General features: G+C 63.2%; 17 protein-coding genes. 6 read left to right on the forward strand and 11 right to left on the reverse strand.

The annotated features are described in order from the left end of the window. Positions 1–114: 114 nt before the first annotated feature. The 11 genes from PAQ31011_RS21985 to PAQ31011_RS22035 all read right to left on the reverse strand — a co-directional run bounded on the left by PAQ31011_RS21985 (position 115) and on the right by PAQ31011_RS22035 (position 11,765). The gene (locus PAQ31011_RS21985) at positions 115–921 is read right to left on the reverse strand and encodes a C40 family peptidase (protein WP_150577830.1); all 807 of its coding nucleotides are present in this window, start codon (positions 919–921) and stop codon (positions 115–117) included. A gap of 268 nt (positions 922–1,189) precedes the next feature. Continuing rightward, positions 1,190–2,935, reverse strand: coding sequence for a PhoH family protein (locus PAQ31011_RS21990; protein ID WP_150577831.1), 1,746 nt, complete (start codon positions 2,933–2,935; stop codon positions 1,190–1,192). Positions 2,936–3,255: 320 nt separating this feature from the next. Continuing rightward, positions 3,256–3,717, reverse strand: a complete 462-nt coding sequence (locus PAQ31011_RS21995) for a peroxiredoxin (protein ID WP_150577832.1) — start codon at positions 3,715–3,717, stop codon at positions 3,256–3,258. A gap of 67 nt (positions 3,718–3,784) precedes the next feature. Next, positions 3,785–4,687 (reverse strand): polysaccharide deacetylase family protein, encoded by a 903-nt coding sequence (locus PAQ31011_RS22000; RefSeq protein WP_150577833.1) that lies wholly within the window; start codon positions 4,685–4,687, stop codon positions 3,785–3,787. Positions 4,688–4,887: 200 nt separating this feature from the next. Then, positions 4,888–5,937 carry a bifunctional UDP-4-keto-pentose/UDP-xylose synthase gene (locus PAQ31011_RS22005; protein ID WP_052653142.1) on the reverse strand — a complete coding sequence of 350 codons (1,050 nt, stop codon included), beginning with the start codon at positions 5,935–5,937 and terminating at the stop codon, positions 4,888–4,890. Between the two features lie 7 nt (positions 5,938–5,944). After that, positions 5,945–6,862: a formyltransferase gene (locus PAQ31011_RS22010; protein WP_150577834.1), complete on the reverse strand. Its 918-nt coding sequence runs from the start codon at positions 6,860–6,862 to the stop codon at positions 5,945–5,947. After that, complete coding sequence (locus PAQ31011_RS22015; protein ID WP_246179719.1) at positions 6,859–7,893, reverse strand: glycosyltransferase; 1,035 nt, start codon at positions 7,891–7,893, stop codon at positions 6,859–6,861. Before PAQ31011_RS22015 ends, PAQ31011_RS22010 begins: the two co-directional genes overlap by 4 nt. After that, entirely contained in the window at positions 7,890–9,056 is a 1,167-nt protein-coding gene (locus PAQ31011_RS22020) for a DegT/DnrJ/EryC1/StrS family aminotransferase (RefSeq protein WP_150577835.1), read from the reverse strand. Before PAQ31011_RS22020 ends, PAQ31011_RS22015 begins: the two co-directional genes overlap by 4 nt. A 95-nt stretch (positions 9,057–9,151) precedes the next feature. Next, on the reverse strand, positions 9,152–9,523 hold the full coding sequence (locus tag PAQ31011_RS22025) for an SMR family transporter (protein WP_046291742.1): 372 nt from the start codon (positions 9,521–9,523) through the stop codon (positions 9,152–9,154). Between the two features lie 68 nt (positions 9,524–9,591). Then, positions 9,592–11,379: a glycosyltransferase family 39 protein gene (locus PAQ31011_RS22030; protein WP_425495129.1), complete on the reverse strand. Its 1,788-nt coding sequence runs from the start codon at positions 11,377–11,379 to the stop codon at positions 9,592–9,594. Then, a complete protein-coding gene (locus tag PAQ31011_RS22035; RefSeq protein WP_150577836.1) occupies positions 11,376–11,765 on the reverse strand; it encodes an Mth938-like domain-containing protein in 390 nt (129 codons plus the stop codon). The genes PAQ31011_RS22030 and PAQ31011_RS22035 overlap by 4 nt, the downstream gene beginning before the upstream one ends. A gap of 242 nt (positions 11,766–12,007) precedes the next feature. On the opposite strand from PAQ31011_RS22035, the gene PAQ31011_RS22040 reads away from it, so the two are divergent. The 6 genes from PAQ31011_RS22040 to moaE all read left to right on the forward strand — a co-directional run bounded on the left by PAQ31011_RS22040 (position 12,008) and on the right by moaE (position 18,222). Then, positions 12,008–13,234, forward strand: a complete 1,227-nt coding sequence (locus PAQ31011_RS22040; RefSeq protein WP_150577837.1) for a pyridoxal phosphate-dependent aminotransferase — start codon at positions 12,008–12,010, stop codon at positions 13,232–13,234. Between the two features lie 37 nt (positions 13,235–13,271). Next, complete coding sequence (locus PAQ31011_RS22045) at positions 13,272–14,582, forward strand: homoserine dehydrogenase (protein ID WP_150577838.1); 1,311 nt, start codon at positions 13,272–13,274, stop codon at positions 14,580–14,582. A 37-nt stretch (positions 14,583–14,619) separates the two neighbouring features. Beyond that, positions 14,620–16,086, forward strand: coding sequence for a threonine synthase (thrC, locus tag PAQ31011_RS22050; RefSeq protein ID WP_150577839.1), 1,467 nt, complete (start codon positions 14,620–14,622; stop codon positions 16,084–16,086). 92 nt (positions 16,087–16,178) lie between these two features. After that, complete coding sequence (locus tag PAQ31011_RS22055) at positions 16,179–17,390, forward strand: molybdopterin molybdotransferase MoeA (protein ID WP_150577840.1); 1,212 nt, start codon at positions 16,179–16,181, stop codon at positions 17,388–17,390. Between the two features lie 47 nt (positions 17,391–17,437). After that, complete coding sequence (gene moaD / locus PAQ31011_RS22060) at positions 17,438–17,698, forward strand: molybdopterin converting factor subunit 1 (protein ID WP_039398793.1); 261 nt, start codon at positions 17,438–17,440, stop codon at positions 17,696–17,698. Positions 17,699–17,757: 59 nt separating this feature from the next. After that, positions 17,758–18,222: a molybdopterin synthase catalytic subunit MoaE gene (gene moaE / locus PAQ31011_RS22065; RefSeq protein ID WP_150577841.1), complete on the forward strand. Its 465-nt coding sequence runs from the start codon at positions 17,758–17,760 to the stop codon at positions 18,220–18,222. The last annotated feature ends 8 nt before the right edge of the window (positions 18,223–18,230 follow it).

Below are 18,230 nucleotides of genomic sequence, written 5' to 3' on the forward strand. Positions count from 1 at the left end.
CACCGTCCGCTGAGCATGCTGATGGGCGCGGCCATCAATATCGGTGGTGCAGCCACGCTGCTCGCCCATCTGCACTGATCCCCGGCGCTGCAGTATCTCGTCGCGCGGAAGTGGTTACATCGCGCTGTTGGCGAAGCGGGCGATCGGGTCGTCGTCCTGCGAAGGCGATGCCGTGAGATTGGCTGTGCTGCTCGGCGATGCGCTCTGCGGTGCGCCGAGCGGTGAGGGGGTCGCTGCCGTCAGCGGACGGTTCGGTGCCGGGCTGACCGGCGTCGCTGTGACCACAGGTGCCGGCGTTGCCACCGGCGCTGCCGCCACCGTGTCAGGTGCCGGGCGATTGACGTAAGTGGTGTTACCCGCCGGTGCCTTGTTGGCCGCGACGCGGCGAACACCGTCGATACGCTTCGCCCAATACGGGATGAAGATGCTCTCCAGTCGCACCGTGCCGCCCGAATTCGGCGCGTGCACGAATTTCCCCTGTCCCACGTAGATGCCCACATGCGAGTGGGCGCGTCCCGTCGTGTTGAAGAAGATGAGGTCGCCTGAGGCGAGATCGTCGCGTTCGAGCACAGTGCCGATGCCGCTCATGTCGGCCGTCGTGCGAGGCAGATTGACGCCAGCCGCGCGCGCGACCACATAGCGCACGAGACCACTGCAATCGAATCCGGAATCGGGGGTGTTGCCGCCGTAGCGGTAAGGAATGCCAACGAGGCTCATCGCTTCGAGCGTGATCTCCTCCTGGCCAGCGCTGCGTTCGGGGCCGACCGTGCGATTGCCGAAGTTCGCGTTGCCGCCTTGCCGGACCGTCGGGCCGGAGGAGCATGCAGCGACCAGCAGCGTCAGCGCCAGTACACCCGCCGAGCGCCACGGCACCCACGAGGTCCGGGCGGACGTTGCGGGCTGCGTCGTGTATCGGGCCATCGGACGAGTCGGAGATCGAGACATGCTCAGAGGGCGCTGGATTCGCATGCGCTGAGTTTACGACGCTTACCGCGCGAATGCATCGCAAAAGTACCGAAATCCGGACGTTCTGTGGCATCGACGTCACAAATTCGCGGCTTGCCGGGCGATTTTGCCATCTTGAGGCGATGCGCTTTGGGATGTCGCACGCATTGTTGCCGCCATAAAAAACGGCGCCCGAAGGCGCCGTCGTGTTGAGCGTCGAAGCGCTCGATGGCATGGACCGGCGTTAGAGAATTTCTGCCGCGTAGTCCGCCAGACGCGAACGTTCGCCGCGCGCGAGCGTGACGTGTCCGCTGTGCCCCCAGCCCTTGAAGCGATCCACCACGTAGGTGAGGCCCGAGCTGCCTTCGGTCAGGTACGGCGTGTCGATCTGCGCGATGTTGCCCAGACAGATCAGCTTGGTGCCGGGACCGGCGCGCGTGACGAGGGTCTTCATCTGCTTCGGCGTCAGGTTCTGTGCCTCGTCGATGATGACGAACTTGTTCACGAACGTACGGCCGCGCATGAAGTTCATGCTCTTGACCTTGAGTCGCGAGCGAATCAGTTCTTGCGTCGCCGCACGGCCCCATTCGCCTGCGGAGTCGTCCGTCTTTTGCAGCACTTCGAGGTTGTCGTCGAACGCACCCATCCACGGTTGCATCTTCTCTTCCTCGGTGCCCGGCAGGAAGCCGATATCTTCACCGACGGGCACGGTCGCGCGCGTGATGATGATCTCGTTGTAACGCTTGTCGTCGAGCGTCTGCGCCAGACCGGCGGCGAGCGCCAGCAGCGTCTTGCCGGTGCCTGCCTGACCCAGCAGTGTGATGAAGTCCACTTCCGGATTCATCAGCAGGTTCAGCGCGAAGTTCTGCTCGCGGTTGCGTGCCGTGATGCCCCACACATTGTTCTTGTGATGGCCGTAGTCACGCAGCGTTTGCAGCAACGCCGTCTTGCCGTTGATCTCCCGCACTTGCGCGTAGAAGGGTGCCTCACCGTTGTTCGTCTCCAGATAGACGAACTGGTTGATGAGGAAACTCGCGCAAAGCGGCCCGGTGATGCGATAGAACGTGGTGCCGGTTCGGTTGTCCTGCCAGCTCTCCATGCCCTTGCCGTGCTTCGTCCAGAAGTCCGGCGGCAGCGCCATCACACCCGAGTAGAGCAGATCGCTGTCCTCGAGCACCTTGTCGTTGAAGTAATCTTCCGCGGGCAGACCGAGCGCATGCGCTTTGACGCGCATGTTGATGTCCTTCGACACCAGCACGACCTGACGATCGCGGAACTTGTCCTGCAGTGCGCGCACGACGCCCAGAATCTGGTTGTCGGCCTTGCCCTGCGGCAGACCTTCGAGTGGCGGAACGTCGGGCAGATCGGTCTGGAAGTACAGGCGCCCGGTGGCGTCCTTGTTGCCGAGCCGCGAGAGCGGAATGCCTTCGGCCATCGACTTCGTGCCGCTTTCCGCGACCAGCCCGTCGAGCGTGCGGCTCACCTGACGCGCATTGCGCGCCACTTCCGACATGCCCTTCTTGTGATTGTCGAGCTCTTCCAACGTCATCATCGGGAGATAGACGTCGTGCTCTTCGAAGCGGAACAGGCTGCTCGGATCGTGCATGAGCACGTTGGTGTCGAGCACGAAAAGTTTCGCCGGTTCCTGATCCTTGCCGCGTGTACGTTTCGAACCCTGGCCCGTCGCCGTCGACTTCACGGCTTTGAGGGACGGGCTGGCGCCGCTGGAGTCTGCCGAAGGCGGCGACTGGGGCGAACGTGCAGCGGGCGACGGCTGTGGTGCAGTCTGCGTCGCCGGAGCGGTTTTGGGGACGACCTTCAACTCAGTCGCGCTGGCGGCTCCCGCGGCACCAGACGTTTCGCCCGGTGCTTGTTGTTCAGACGAGGGGATCGGTTTCTTGGCCTCCGTGCGCGAAGGTTTGAGGCGAGTGGGGAATTGTTCCGGGGCAAGCAGCGAGCCCGGTTTGGTCGGCGCCGATGGCAATGGCATAGATTTCCCGTTCAAGAAAACACAACACTACTCGGCCGGGACAAACGGCAATACATCACGTCCCGGCAACAAAAAAGCCGCCTGCCCGGACGCACCGGAGAGGCGGCTTGGCTGAAGGCGCCGCCGTGGCGACGCCTGCAATAGTCTCGTTCAATGCGCTTGATCATTACGGCCGACTATAACGTCTCTTGCCGTGCTTGTATAGCGTCGAATGCCCTCACTGGCGGTCGCTATCGGCCCCTGCGCAACAGCGGCCCGAATAGCGCTCAGGCGCGTGCCTGACGACCCGCTTCTCGCGAGTGTCGAGCACGTTTGCCGACTCAGATCGCCTGCACGGCGACCAGCACGTCCGCCACGTGATCGGGTACGCGCACACCACGCCACTCGCGGCGCAGAACCCCTTTCTCGTCGATCAGAAACGTGCTGCGTTCGATCCCAAGATGTTCTTTGCCATACAGTTTTTTCAGCTTGATGACACCGAACAGTTTGCAGACTGCTTCATCGCCATCGGAGATCAACGGGAAGGGCAGTTCGAGCTTGTTCTTGAAGTTCTCGTGCGAGCGCAGGCTGTCTCGCGACACGCCGACGATCTGTGCGCCAGCTGCCTGAAACTGCTCGTAGCTGTCGCGGAAATTCATGCCTTCCGTGGTGCAGCCGGGCGTGTTGTCCTTCGGGTAAAAGTAGATCACCACCTTCTGGCCGCGATGCGCCTTGAGCGAAAAATCGCCGCCGGTGGCCGGTGCGGTGAAATCGGGCACGGGAGTGTCGATGGCTACCGTCACTATGGTCTCCTTGGGTGGCCTCGCAGGGCCGGTTCGGAAAGTCTTTCGAATATGGAGGGGGGAAGGTTCAGGCAGCCTGGCCTTCGAGGATCAGGTCGCCCGAGCGGCCCGGAATCTCGCCCCACACGACCGGACGTGCGGGCAGTGCGGCCAGATCCAGTGTCGCGTAATAGTCGCCCATCGTCACCAGATCGTGGCCCTGTCGACGCCAGCCGGCAAGCAACTGACGGAACAGCGGCGCGAGCTTCTGACCTTCGAGTTCCGCGTGAAGCGTGAACACGTGATCTTGCGCCGGATCGCGGGTCAGGGCAAGCAGATGCTCGGCCACACCGTTGATGTCGCGGCCGTCGATGCCCAGCAGTTCGTCCACCGTCGGCAGGGTGGTGGGCATCTGAACATGGTTCAGGCGTACGCCGTCGACGATCGGATAGTGCGGCGCTTCACCGCGTCCGTCCGACGAATACTTCATGCCCCAGGCGTCGATCTGACGGAACGCATGGTTGTTCATTTGCCAGCCGGCCGCGCCGTGCGTGAGCGGGGGCGCGCCGAAGATCTGCGCGAAGCGGGCGTGCGCCTGCGACATCTGGCGCTGCGTCCATGCCGCGTCGCGCGTGCGTACGTTGTCCTGCCAGTACGTGTGATCCCACGTGTGGATGCCGGTCTCGTGGCCCGCAGTCTGCACGGTGCGCATGACATCCGCCGCGCGCTTGCCGATGTCCGGGCCGGGCAGCAGCGTGCCGTACATGAGCGTCTTGAAGCCGTAATGCTCGACCACCGACGTGCGCGAAACCTTCTTCAGAAAGCCCGGACGGAAGACGCGCTTGAGCGCCCAACCAGTGTGATCGGGGCCGAGGCTGAACAGGAACGTCGCCATCGCTTTGTGTTCGGCCAGCGCGGCGAGCAGATTGGGCACGCCTTCGCGCGTGCCGCGCAGCGTGTCGACGTCGATCTTCAGGACAATCTTGGCCATAGCCGCCCTTGAGTAGTACATCGAAGCCATCGTCGCCGAGGTGCGCGATGTCTCGAATGTCGAATCAAATTACCCAGTCAAACTGCTGAGTCAAAAACGCCCGATGCGCCGAGGGCGCACCGGGCGTGTCGTGCGATGTTCCGGTCGTGCCGTCGAGTCGCGATAGCGTCGCAGCGGCAGACCGGCGCAGAGCACTGGCGTTATTCGCCCTCGACCAGACGACGAGCTTCGGCGACGTGACCGCGATACGCTTCGAAAATCTTGCGCAGTGCGTCTTCCATCGACGTGGTCGGCTTCCAGTCGAGTTCCTGCATCGTGTTCTCGATCTTCGGCACGCGGTTCTGCACGTCCTGATAGCCGTTGCCGTAGTAAGCGCCCGATGTCGTTTCGACGAGCTGGACCTTCTTGGCCGTCTCGGCGTATTCCGGGTATTCGCTCGCCAGCTTGAGCATCATGTTGGCGAGTTCGCGCACCGAGAAGTTGTTCGTCGGATTGCCGATGTTGTAGATCTTGCCGCTCGCAACGTTGTTCTTGTTGTCGATGATGCGCACCAGGGCGTCGATACCGTCGTCGATGTCGGTAAAGGCGCGCTTCTGGTTGCCGCCGTCGACCAGGCTGATGTTCTCACCGCGGGCGATGTGGCCGAGGAACTGCGTGACCACGCGCGACGAGCCTTCCTTCGGCGTGTAGATCGAGTCGAGGCCGGCACCGATCCAGTTGAACGGACGGAACAGCGAGAAGTTCAGGCCTTCCTGCATGCCGTAGCCCCAGATCACACGATCCATGAGCTGCTTCGAGCAAGCGTAGATCCAGCGCGGCTTGTTGATCGGGCCGTAGATCAGCGGCGAATTTTCCGGATCGAATTCGCCGTCGGTGCACATGCCGTAGACCTCGGAGGTCGACGGGAACACGAGGTGCTTACCGTACTTCACAGCCGAGCGGACGATCGGCAGGTTCGCTTCGAAGTCGAGTTCGAACACGCGCAGCGGGGCCTTCACGTAAGTGGCCGGCGTCGCGATGGCAACCAGCGGGAGGATCACGTCGCACTTGCGAATGTGGTACTCGACCCATTCCTTGTTGATCGTGATGTCGCCTTCGAAGAAGTGCATGCGCTCGTGGTTGACCAGATCGCCGAGGCGATCAGTGAGCATGTCCATGCCATAAACTTCCCAGTCGGTCGTCTCCAGGATGCGCTTCGACAGATGGTGGCCGATGAACCCGTTGACACCGAGAATCAGGACTTTTTTCATATTACGGTCAGTGATTGAGCTGGGAAAACTGTGCCGGCGCGAGAGGCTTGCCGTCCAGCGTTAGTTCTTGAATGACGATGGCATTTCCGTCGCCGCAAATGCCGAGGAGCGCATTATCCACTACTTGCAGTCCGCAGGGCAAACCGGCGGGGGCGGGCGAGCGGGACAGACGGGCCTGATTGACCACGAAGCGGCGCTCGCCGACGTCCGTAAACGCCCCCGGATAGGGCGGCGCGACCGCCCGGATCAGGTTGTAGACGCTCTGCGCCGGCTGCGTCCAGTCGATTCGGCCGTCTTCGGGCTTGCGGCCCCCGAAGTAGCTGCCGGCGGCGAGATCGTTGCTCAGGCGCGGGGCGGTCCCGGCGATCAGGCCCGGCAGGCAGCGCCAGAGCGTCTGCTCGGCCGCGACCGTGACTTTCTCGAACACTTCGCCCGCTGTGTCGTCCGGCAGGATCGGCACCGACGTCTGGTCGATGATCGCCCCGGCGTCCGGCTTCAGCGCCATTTCGTGCAGTGTGGCACCGGTTTCCGTTTCGCCTCGCAAAACCGCCCAATTCACAGGCACACGCCCGCGATACTTCGGCAGCAGCGAGCCGTGCATGTTAAACGCGCCGCGCGGGGAGATATCCAGCACGGCCACCGGGATCATGTGGCGATAGTAGAACGAGAAAATAAAATCCGGCGCGATGGCGCGGATACGCTCGGCGAGGGCGGGATCGGCCGGATCGTCGGGGGTGATGACCGGGATGCCGTGCTCGGCGGCGACGCCAGCGACGCTGCCGAACCAGATGTTCTCGTTCGGATTGTCCTGATGCGTGACGACGAGCGCGACGTCGACGCCGCGTGCGAGCAGGACCTGCAGGCAGCGAACGCCGACGTTGTGATACGCGAAGACAACCGCTTTGGCTGCGGACGTGTTGCTCATGACGTGTGCGACCCCAGCTCGGTTGCGCCGGTGCTCAGCGTGGCGCTCTGCGCGCCCGATTTGTCGCCATGGGCAACGGGGTGGGCGTTATGCGACTCGTGGGCTTGCAACACCGCCTGAACCAGATAGCGGGGACGCTGACGAACCTGTTGGTAGATGCGGCCGATGTACTCACCGAGCAGGCCCATGCCGAACAGGATCACGCCCAGCAGGCAGAACGTCACGGCGAACAGGGTGAATACACCCTGGACTTCCGAGCCGAACAGGAAACGTCTCGCCATGAGCACGACGAACAGCACGCCCGACGCAGCAGACAGGGAGATACCCACGCCCGAGAGCCATTGCAGCGGCACGACGGAGAAGCCGGTGACCAGATCGAAGTTCAGGCGAATGAGCGCGTAGAGCGAATACTTCGACTCACCGGCAAAGCGCTCTTCGTGGGCGACATCCACTTCCGTCGGGTTCTGAGCAAACGTGTAGGCAAGCGCCGGAATGAACGTGTTGATCTCGCGGCACTGATTGACCGTATCGACGATGTGGCGGCTGTAGCCGCGCAGCATGCAGCCCTGATCGGTCATGCGAATGCGCGTGATGCGCTCGCGCAGACGATTCATCGCGCGCGAGGCGTTACGGCGGAACCACGTGTCCTGACGGTTCATGCGCACCGTGCCCACGTAGTCGTGTCCGGCGGCCAGTTGTGCCACGAGCTTGCCGATTTCTTCCGGCGGGTTCTGCAAGTCGGCATCGAGTGTGACGACCCATTCGCCGCGCGTGTGCTCGAAGCCGGCCAGAATCGCCATGTGCTGGCCGTAGTTGCCGTTGAACAGCACCACGCGCGTCACGTCCGGGCGCACGCGGTATTGCTCGGCAAGCAAGGCGGCCGAGCGGTCGCGGCTGCCATCGTTGACGAACACCACTTCGTAGGTCACGCCCAGCTTATCGAGCGCCGGGTAAAGCCGTGCGAAGAGGGCGGCGAGGCCAGCCTCTTCGTTGTAAACCGGGATGACGACAGAGAGTTGTGGTCGATTCATTTTTTGTAATCAGCGCAAATAGCATTCACGGCTTCGCAGACGCGCGCAACGTCAGCATCCGTCATGGCAGGGAACAACGGGAGCGTCAGGATGGCGCGGCCCAGACGCTCCGTATGCGGGAACTGGCCTTCCTTGAAACCCAGCGCACGATACATTGTAAACAGGTGGATGGCAGGGTAGTGCACCCCACTGCCGATGCCGCGCGCCTTCAACTGTTCCATGAAGCCCGCACGGTCGATCGTGAGGTTCCCCAGCGGCAGTTCGATCTGGAACATGTGCCAGTTCGAATTCGTGAAATCGGCGTGCGGCAGGCCCACACCCAGTGCGACGGCGGCACCGCCTGCGAGCTTGTCGAAATACTGACGGGCGAGTTCCGTGCGGCGGTTGTTGAATGCCGCCAGGTGCGGCATCTGGCCGAGGCCGACGCGTGCGGCCACGTCCGTGAGGTTGTACTTGCCGCCCAGCACGTCGACATCCATGCCGTCGAGACCGAAGCGGGTCACGCCCTGCAGGCGGTACTTCTCGGCCAGACGCGCTTCGTCGTCGGTGTTGAACACCAGCGCACCGCCTTCGATGGAGGTGAGGTTCTTGTTCGGGTGGAAGCTGAACGAGACGAGATCGCCAATCGAGCCGATGCGCTTGCCGTTCCAGCTTGCCCCCATGGCCTGAGCGGCATCTTCGACCACGCGCAGGTTGTGGCGGCGTGCAATATCGTACAGACGGTCCATGTCGACCGGCAGGCCGGCGAGGTAGACGGGGATGATCGCGCGGGTCTTCGGCGTGATCGCCTTCTCAAGCAGGTCGAGGTCGATATTGCGTGTGGCGGGGTCGACGTCGACGAACACCGGCGTGGCACCCACTTCGAGAATGACGTTGGACGTGGCGACCCACGACAGCGGCGTGGTGATGACTTCGTCGCCGCTTTGCACGCCGGCGATGCGCAGACCGATTTCGAGCGTCGCGGTGCCCGAGTTGAACACGCGCACCGGACGTCCACCGAAATATTCGGAAAGCGCCTTCTCAAAGGCCTGCACTTGCGGCCCCGAGGTGATCCACCCCGAGCGCAGCACTTCGGTCACGCCGGCAATCGTCGCTTCGTCGATGCTCGGGCGCGTGAACGGGATGAACGGTTGATTCGGTTGGGAGGTTGCCGAGTCGCTCATGATGTATGACTAAGCCTCAAATTAGCTCGAATATGCATGGAAAACGCGCAAGCCCTGTGGGGCGCGCGTACGGCGATTTCCTCGGACGGCAGACTTTAGCTGCGCGCCAGAATATAAACACCCACAAGAATGATGCCGATGGCCACCACGCGCTGCATCGACAGCGTTTCGCCGAACAGATACCACGCGGCGAACGCGTTCACGACGTAGCCCAGGGAGAGCATCGGGTAGGCGATCGAGACTTCGACGCGCGAGAGCGCCAGAATCCAGACGACCACGCTGATGGCATAGCAGACGAGCCCGCCCATGATCGGCACCTGCGTGGCAAGTTTGATACCGATGGGCACGATGTTGGCACGCGTGAATTCCAGGGCACCGATGGTATTGGCGCCTGCTTTAAGCAACAGCTGGGCGCACGCGTTGAGCAGCACGCCGGTGAGAATAAGGGAAAACGTCGCGAGATTCATGGAACGTTTGTGAACGTTTGTGAATAATTATGGATACCGCAAATGGCCTTAGGGAAACCCCAAGCGCGCTATTTTACGTTGTCTTCGGGCTGCGGTTTCGAGATTACGACACGGCGTGCGTCGCGCGCGACGATACGCATCGGCAAATGGGCCGCTTCGAGCTTACCGAACGTGTCCGGATCGACCAGCGCGAGCGCCTTCGGATCGGCGCGCCAGCGTGCATAGAAGTCGTCGAGCGTCGGCAGCCATTTCTGCGGCTCCTGCTTCACGCCGAATTCCAGCTCGTCCGGGTGTTGCACCATGATCATCGTGTGCCCGAGGTAGTAGGGCATGGTGTGATCGAGCACATTGACCGAATAGAACGGCACGTTCGGCCCCAGGCGCTGCATCTCGGCTTTGACCGCGGGCACGAGCAGCACGCCGGTGCTCTGACGTCCGAAGACTTCATGTCCCATGCCGCCGATGGTCACGAGCAGCAGCATGCCGGCGGAGAACGCCAGCAGGGCACGACGGGCGCTGTGGCGCGCGAGACGCCACGCAACGAGCGTGCCAACGAGGCCGGCACCCACCGCGAAATACAGCCAGATCTGGAAGGCCCTGTACAGCTCGTTAGGATTGCGCACGCTGCCCGCGCGTCCGGCAAAAATGGCGACCATCACAAGTGCCGCAATCAGGAAGACGGCATAGCCCGCCATATGAACGCGCACCGTATCGCGGCGCAATTGCGCCAGATACAGCCCGAACAGGAGCGCCATGGCCGGGGCGATCGGCAGCAAATACGAAATCAGCTTCGAGTGCGACGCGCTGAAAAACACGAAGATGAAGACGGACCACACCCACAGCATGGCCGTCGGCGCGAATCCGTTGGGCTGACGCGGCATGCGCAGCGTGGCGCGCACGGTCCCCGGCAGAATCGACAGCCACGGCAGGAAGCCGACGATGAAGACCGGCACGAAGTACCACGGCGCGCCGTCGCGGTTGTGGCCCTCCATCGCGAAGCGGCGGAAGTGCTCGTTGATGAAGAAGAAGTCGAAGAACTCGGGGTTGCGCATCTGCACGAGCACGAACCACGGCGCGGCAACGGCAAAGAACACGATCAGGCCGCTGCCCAGATAAAGGCGTCGCCACAGGGCCCAGTCGCGCGTCACGAGCGTATACAGGACGAGCACGGCCCCTGGCAGCACGATGCCGACAAGGCCCTTGCTCAGCACGGCAAGCGCCATGGCGGCCCAGCAAAGCCACATCCAGCCGCGCACGGCGGAGCGTTCGAGTCCCGGGCGTTGCGCCAGCAGCAGGGCGCACAAGGACAGCCCCATGAAGAACGACAGGCCCATGTCGAGCACGTTGAAGTGTCCGAGCAGCGACCACAGGGGGGCTGCGGCCAGTGCGGCGGCGGCGAACAGGCCCACACGGGCGTTGAACACTCGCCGGCCGGTGAAGCCCACCATCAGCACGCCTGCAAAGCCCGTCAGCGCCGTCCAGAACCGGGCCTGCCACTCACCCAGCCCGAAGGCGGCGAACGTCAGTGCGTTCATCCAGGTTTGCAGCGGCGGCTTCTCGAAGTATTTGTAGCCGTTGTAGCGCGGTGTGATCCAGTCGCCGGTCGTCCACATCTCGCGCGCCATCTCGGCGTAGCGGCCTTCGTCGCTGGAAATCAGGTGACGATAATCGAGCACACCGAACCAGACGAGCGCAAACGCCAGGAGCAGCAGCCAGAAGGCGGCCGGGGACAGCGGATAGGCCGTGGACGGTGTGCCGGAGGCGGAAAGCGTGGGCGCGGGAGGTGGAGGAGGCGGCGCGATGGTGTCTGCGGCCATCAGGCCGGGAAGGCCGGGCGCGATCGGGCGGCGGCTCACTCAGCCGCCTCGGTTTCGATGAGCACCGCGAGGACGACGCGGCGTCCCTCGCTCATCAGAATGTTGTACGTGCGGCATGCGGCTTGCGTGTCCATGGAGTCGACGCCGACCCGCTGGCTCGTCAGGGCCGTGGTCAGACGCGGGTGGGCGAAGCGCAGACGCTCGCCGCTACCGAAGATGACGACTTCCGGTTCGCGCGCGCGCAGCATGTCGAAGTGGGGCGCGTCGAGCGCATCGAAGCGCGACACCGGCCACGGCGCCACATCGCCCTCGGGGGCAATCATCACGCTGTGGTCGTAACGAACCTTGTTGACTTCAACATAGCCGGGGCCGTAGCCGGTGACCGTGTTCAATGCCGCTTGTGACGGATCTTGATGCAGTTTCACTTTCGGAGATTCCCTACCCAGTGGTGGCTGAGCGTCGGCAGGTCGTTTAACGGGCGGGCATCTTGCACTGCGTGCCGCAAACCGTCAATGATGCATTGCCGAAGTCTGTCATAATTGGCTAAATTATAGCTTTTTGCCGTACGCAGCACGGCAAAACCGTTGCAGTGCGGCATTTTTCACTTCATCCCGCCTGTTGCCGGCTCGTCCGGATCCCTGCGCCGCCCGTCAAGACCACAACCGCCGTGAAACCGATCCTCAAATCGCAGAAATTGCAGAATGTCTGCTACGACATTCGTGGGCCCGTGCTCGAACATGCCAAGCGCATGGAAGACGAAGGTCATCGCATCATCAAGCTGAACATCGGCAATCTGGCGCCGTTCGGCTTCGAACCGCCTGACGAGATCGTTCAGGACATGATCCGCAATCTGCCGAACTCGGCCGGATACTCGGACTCGCGGGGGGTATTCGCGGCGCGCAAGGCGATCATGCACTACTGCCAGCAAAAGCGCATCAAAGACGTTCAGCTCGATGACATCTACCTCGGCAACGGGGCGTCCGAGCTGATCGTGATGGCCATGCAGGCGTTGCTCAACGACGGCGACGAAGTGCTCGTGCCCGCACCGGACTATCCGCTGTGGACGGCTGCCGTCAGCCTCTCGGGCGGCACCCCGGTGCACTACGTCTGCGACGAGCAGGCCGACTGGCAGCCGGATCTTGCGGACATCCGCAAGAAGATCACGCCCAACACGCGCGCGATCGTCATCATCAACCCGAACAATCCGACCGGCGCGCTGTACTCTGACGAACTCCTCAAGGAGATCGTCTCGCTCGCCCGCGAACACAAGCTGATCATTTACGCCGACGAGATCTACGACAAGATCATTTATGACGGCGAAGAGCATACGTCCATCGGCTCGCTTTCCGAAGACGTGCTCACGATTACCTTCAACGGTCTGTCCAAGAGCTATCGCGCGTGCGGTTACCGCGCGGGCTGGATGGTCGTGTCGGGCGACAAGCGTCCGGCGCGCGACTATATCGAAGGGCTGAACATCCTCGCCTCGATGCGCCTGTGCCCGAACGTGCCCGGTCAGTACGCCATTCAGACAGCACTGGGCGGCTATCAGAGCATCAAGGACCTGATCGTGCCGGGCGGACGCCTGTACGAGCAGCGTGAGATCGCCTACCGCATGCTCACCGACATTCCCGGTGTGACCTGCGTGAAGCCGAAGGCGGCGCTGTATCTGTTCCCGCGTCTGGATCCGGCGTTGTACCCCATCGCCAACGATCAGGACTTCATCCTCCAGTTGCTGCTTGAAGAGAAGGTCCTGCTGGTGCAGGGCAGCGGCTTCAACTGGATGCACCCCGACCATTTCCGCGTAGTGTTCCTGCCTCACGAGGGCGACCTGGAAGACGCCATCAGTCGCATTGCCCGCTTCCTGGACGGTTATCGCCGTCGCCACGGCAAGTGATGCGCGCCAACCGATTCCGACTTTTGAGTAAAACTGCATGAAACCGATCAAATTGGGCCTGCTGGGCCTGGGCACCGTAGGCTATGGCGCCTTCCAGGTACTGGCTCGCAACCAGGAAGAAATTCAACGTCGCGCTGGCCGGGGTATCGAGATTACGAAGGTCGCGGTGCGTAACGTGGAACGCGCCAAGGGGCTTGTGGGCCACGCTGCGGTCGTCACCGGCGACCCGTTCGAGGTCGTGAACGATCCGGCTATCGACGTCGTGGTCGAAACCATCGGCGGCTACGATCTCACGAAGGAACTGGTCCTCAAGGCGATCGAGAACGGCAAGCACGTGGTCACCGCCAACAAGGCGTTGCTGGCCGTGTACGGCAACGAGATCTTCGCCGCGGCCCGTAAAGCGAACGTGATGGTGGCGTTCGAAGCGGCGGTCGCCGGTGGTATTCCGATCATCAAGGCACTGCGCGAAGGGCTGACTGCCAACCGCATTCAGTGGATCGCCGGCATCATCAACGGCACCACGAACTTCATTCTCTCGGAGATGCGCGACAAGGGCATCGACTTCGACGTGGCACTCGCCGACGCACAGCGTCTGGGCTACGCGGAAGCCGATCCGACGTTCGACATCGAAGGCGTCGACGCTGCGCACAAGCTCACGCTGATGAGCGCCATCGCGTTCGGTGTGCCGGTGCAGTTCGACCGCGCGTATGTCGAAGGTATTACCAAGCTGTCGGCGCTCGACATCAAGTACGCCGAGGAACTCGGCTACCGAATCAAGCTGCTGGGCATTACGCGTCGCGCGGAAAACGGCATCGAGCTGCGCGTGCATCCGACGCTGATTCCGGCCAAACGCCTGATCGCCAATGTGGAAGGCGCGATGAACGCCGTGCTGGTGCAGGGCGACGCCGTGGGTGCCACGCTTTACTACGGCAAGGGTGCTGGCGCTGAGCCGACGGCGTCGGCTGTGGTGGCCGACATCGTCGACGTGACCCGTCTGCAGACGGCCGATCCGGAACATCGCGTGCCGCATCTGGCGTTCCAGCACGACTCGCTGTCCGACACGCCGGTGCTGCCGATCGACGAAGTCACGACGAGCTACTACCTGCGTCTGCGTGTGGTGGACCGTGCAGGCGTGATGGCGGAACTCACGCGCATTCTGGCCGACCTGGACATCTCCATCGACGCGCTGCTGCAAAAGGAATCGCGCGAAGGCGAGCACCAGACCGACATCATCATCCTGACGCACCAGACGCTCGAGAAGCACATCAACTCGGCCATCGCAAAGATCGAGGCGATGGACACGGTGCTGTCCAAGGTCACGCGCATCCGTATGGAAGCGCTGAGCTGAGCGACACAGGTAACGGATACGACAGGACACGATCCCCATGAAATACATCTCCACGCGCGGCGCGGGCCTGACCTCTGGCGAACCGCAGTCGTTCTCCAGCATTCTGCTCGGCGGCCTCGCCCCGGACGGCGGTCTTTATCTGCCGACGGAGTACCCGCAGGTGACGGCCGACGAGCTGCGCGCCTGGCGTCAGCTGTCGTATGCCGAGCTGGCCGCCAAGGTGCTGGCCAAGTTCGCGGGCGACATTCCGGCCGAGATCCTGGCCGATCTGACGAAGCGTACGTACACCGCCGAGGTGTATCGCAACGTGCGTCCGGGCGAAGACGCCGCCGACATCACGCCGCTGCTGCCGTTGGGTGTCGAGGGTGACACGCAGTTGTCGCTGCTCGCGCTCTCGAACGGCCCGACGCTCGCGTTCAAGGACATGGCCATGCAGTTGCTTGGCAACCTGTTCGAGTACGCGCTGGCGCAGCACGGCGATGCGCTCAACATTCTCGGGGCGACCTCCGGCGACACCGGTAGCGCGGCGGAATACGCCATGCGCGGTAAGGAAGGCATTCGTGTCTTCATGCTCTCGCCTGCGGGCAAGATGAGCGCGTTCCAGACGGCGCAGATGTACAGCCTGCAAGACCCGAACATCTTCAACCTCGCGGTCGAAGGCGTGTTCGACGACGCGCAGGACATCGTCAAGGCTGTCTCGAACGATCACGCCTACAAGGCGCGCTACAAGATCGGCACGGTCAACTCGATCAACTGGGCGCGCGTCGTGGCGCAGGTCGTGTACTACTTCAAGGGCTATTTCGCGGCCACGGGCGGCAAGTCCGGCCAGGATGGCGAAGTGTCGTTCACGGTGCCGTCGGGCAACTTCGGCAACGTTTGCGCCGGTCACATCGCGCGCATGATGGGCCTGCCGATCCGCAAGCTGGTCGTGGCGACCAACGAAAACGACGTGCTCGACGAGTTCTTCCGCACCGGCCGTTACCGCGTGCGCAAGTCTGCCGAGACGTTCCACACGAGCAGCCCGAGCATGGACATCTCGAAGGCATCGAACTTCGAGCGTTTCCTGTTCGATCTGCTGGGTCGCGATGCCACCGCAACGGCCGATCTGCTCAAGAAGGTCGAGCGCGAAGGCGGTTTCGATCTGTCGGGCAGCGAGGCGTTCGCGCGCGTGGCGAAGTTCGGTTTCGTGTCGGGCCGCAGCACGCACGCGGACCGTCTGGCGACGATTCAGGATGTGGCCAAGCGTTACGACGTCGTCATCGACACGCACACGGCCGATGGCGTGAAGGTCGCGCGCGAAGCGCTCGAACCCGGCGTGCCGATGGTCGTGCTGGAAACGGCGCAACCGGCGAAGTTCGCCGAAACGATTCGCGAGGCGTTGCATCGCGAGCCGCCGCGCCCGGCAGGCTTCGAGCAACTGGAATCGTTGCCGCAGCGCTTCGAGACCGTGCCGAACGATGTCGAGCGCGTGAAGGCCTACATCGCACAGCACACCGGGCTGTAAGCCGTTGCCTGGTGCACGTTTGTGCCTGTTTGCGCGCATTGGCGCGCAAACGCGCTGACTGACTGACACTGACTGACTTCCGGGTCATTTGCATGCTGAGTACACAAGAAGCCCTCGACGCCGTGCTGGCGGCGGCCCGTCCGCTCGACGAGCGCGAGACGGTCGACACGCTCGCGGCCAACGGCCGGGTGCTGGCAGCCGACGTTGTCGCCACGCTCGATGTCCCGCCGATGGACACGAGCGCGATGGACGGTTACGCCGTGCGCATTGCCGATTTGACGGGCGACGCCACGGTGCTGCCCGTCTCCCAGCGCATTCCTGCCGGGCATGCGCCCGAGCCGCTCGCCAGCGGCACTGCGGCGCGCATCTTCACGGGGGCACCGGTGCCTCCGGGTGCCGACGCTGTTGTAATGCAGGAGCAGTGCGAGGCCCGTGAGGATGGAACGGTCGTGATTCGTCACTCCCCGGAAGCAGGCGAGTTCGTGAACCGTCAGGGCGCGGACATTCGTCGCGACAGCGTGGTGCTCGCGACGGGTACCCGCCTGCGTGCGCAATCGCTGGGGCTGGCGGCCTCCGTCGGCATCGCGAAGCTTCAGGTGGCCCGGCGTTTGCGTGTCGCGGTGTTCTTCACGGGCGACGAGCTGACCATGCCCGGTGAGCCGCTGCGCGCGGGCAGCATCTATAACTCCAACCGTTTCGTGCTGCGCAGCCTGCTGGAGAATCTGGGCTGCGAGATGACCGACTACGGCATCGTGCCGGACAACCTGGCGGCGACGCGCGCGATTTTGCGCGACGCCGCGCGCGGCAACGATCTGATCATCACGTCCGGTGGTGTGTCGGTGGGCGAGGAAGATCACGTCAAGCCGGCGGTGGAAGCCGAAGGACGTTTGAACCTGTGGCAGATCGCACTCAAGCCGGGCAAGCCGCTGGCGTATGGCGAGGTCAACCGCATGGGCGGTGGTACGGCGCACTTCATCGGCCTGCCGGGTAATCCGGTGTCGAGTTTCGTGACGTTCCTGCTGTTCGTGCGTCCGTTCATCCTGCGTTTGCAAGGTGTGACGGATGTGACACCGCGCCGCATCGCCATGCGCGCCGATTTCACGCAGAAGAAGGCGGATCGTCGCAACGAATTCGTGCGGGCGCGCCTGAACGATCAGGGAGGGCTCGACGCCTTCCCGAATCAGAGTTCGGCGGTCCTCACGTCGACCGTGTGGGGCGACGGCCTCATCGATAACCCGCCGGGGCATCGCATCGAAGCGGGGCAGACGGTGGCGTTCCTGCCGTTCTCCGACCTTCTATATTGAGAGACAGGTGTGTGGCCCGATGTGTCGGACCATGCACCGGACAGACTATGCAGATCGATCTTCGCTTTTTCGCCAGCGTCCGTGAGGCGCTCAACGTCGCAGAGGAGCGCGTGGACGCGTTGCCTGCCGGGATTGCCACGGTGGGAGACGTGCGGGAATGGCTGTGCGCGCGCGGCCCGGTCTGGGCTGAGACGCTCGGCCCGCAGCGCTCGCTACGCATGGCGCTGAATCATACGATGGTGCCAGCGTCCACCCGCCTGACCGAAGGCTGCGAAGTCGCGTTCTTCCCGCCGGTCACGGGCGGCTGAGACGTTCGCGAGCGACAGCGGACAGAGGACAGAGGACAAAGAAAAGGAGACGCCGCCCTATGCCGATTCGAGTGCAGACCGAGGATTTCGACCTGTCGGAGGAAGTCCGTCGCTTGCGTGCAGACGATCTGCGCGTCGGCGCGGTGGCGACCTTCGTCGGGACGGTGCGCGATCTGAATGACGGGAAGGACATCTCGCGCATGACGCTTGAACACTACCCGGGCATGACGGAGAAGGCGCTGGAGGCGATTGTCGTGCAGGCGCGTGAGCGCTGGCGCTTGTTCGACGCGCTGGTCATTCACCGCTACGGTGACCTGGGGCCGGGCGATCAGATCGTGCTGGTAGCGGTCACGTCGGCGCACCGAGGCGACGCCTTTGCCGCCTGCGAGTTCATCATGGACTATCTGAAGACCGAAGCGCCGTTCTGGAAGAAGGAATCGACGCCGCAAGGCGAGCGCTGGGTCGACGCCCGTGAGACCGACACGGCTGCCCGCGAGCGCTGGACGAGCGGCGAGAAGTCCTGATGTCGCCT

It is taken from the genome of Pandoraea aquatica (assembly GCF_902459565.1).
GTDB lineage: Bacteria > Pseudomonadota > Gammaproteobacteria > Burkholderiales > Burkholderiaceae > Pandoraea > Pandoraea aquatica.

Bases quoted from the DNA above. Each gene is read 5' to 3' on its own strand.
- moaE (WP_150577841.1), top strand. From the start codon at position 17,758: ATGCCGATTCGAGTGCAGACCGAGGATTTCGACCTGTCGGAGGAAGTC.
- PAQ31011_RS22015 (WP_246179719.1), bottom strand. From the start codon at position 7,893: ATGAATCGACCACAACTCTCTGTCGTCATCCCGGTTTACAACGAAGAG.
- PAQ31011_RS21990 (WP_150577831.1), bottom strand. From the start codon at position 2,935: ATGCCATTGCCATCGGCGCCGACCAAACCGGGCTCGCTGCTTGCCCCG.
- PAQ31011_RS22020 (WP_150577835.1), bottom strand. From the start codon at position 9,056: ATGAGCGACTCGGCAACCTCCCAACCGAATCAACCGTTCATCCCGTTC.
- PAQ31011_RS22010 (WP_150577834.1), bottom strand. From the start codon at position 6,862: ATGAGCAACACGTCCGCAGCCAAAGCGGTTGTCTTCGCGTATCACAAC.
- PAQ31011_RS22045 (WP_150577838.1), top strand. From the start codon at position 13,272: ATGAAACCGATCAAATTGGGCCTGCTGGGCCTGGGCACCGTAGGCTAT.
- moaD (WP_039398793.1), top strand. From the start codon at position 17,438: ATGCAGATCGATCTTCGCTTTTTCGCCAGCGTCCGTGAGGCGCTCAAC.
- PAQ31011_RS22005 (WP_052653142.1), bottom strand. From the start codon at position 5,937: ATGAAAAAAGTCCTGATTCTCGGTGTCAACGGGTTCATCGGCCACCAT.
- PAQ31011_RS22025 (WP_046291742.1), bottom strand. From the start codon at position 9,523: ATGAATCTCGCGACGTTTTCCCTTATTCTCACCGGCGTGCTGCTCAAC.
- PAQ31011_RS22000 (WP_150577833.1), bottom strand. From the start codon at position 4,687: ATGGCCAAGATTGTCCTGAAGATCGACGTCGACACGCTGCGCGGCACG.
- PAQ31011_RS21985 (WP_150577830.1), bottom strand. From the start codon at position 921: ATGGCCCGATACACGACGCAGCCCGCAACGTCCGCCCGGACCTCGTGG.
- thrC (WP_150577839.1), top strand. From the start codon at position 14,620: ATGAAATACATCTCCACGCGCGGCGCGGGCCTGACCTCTGGCGAACCG.
- PAQ31011_RS22055 (WP_150577840.1), top strand. From the start codon at position 16,179: ATGCTGAGTACACAAGAAGCCCTCGACGCCGTGCTGGCGGCGGCCCGT.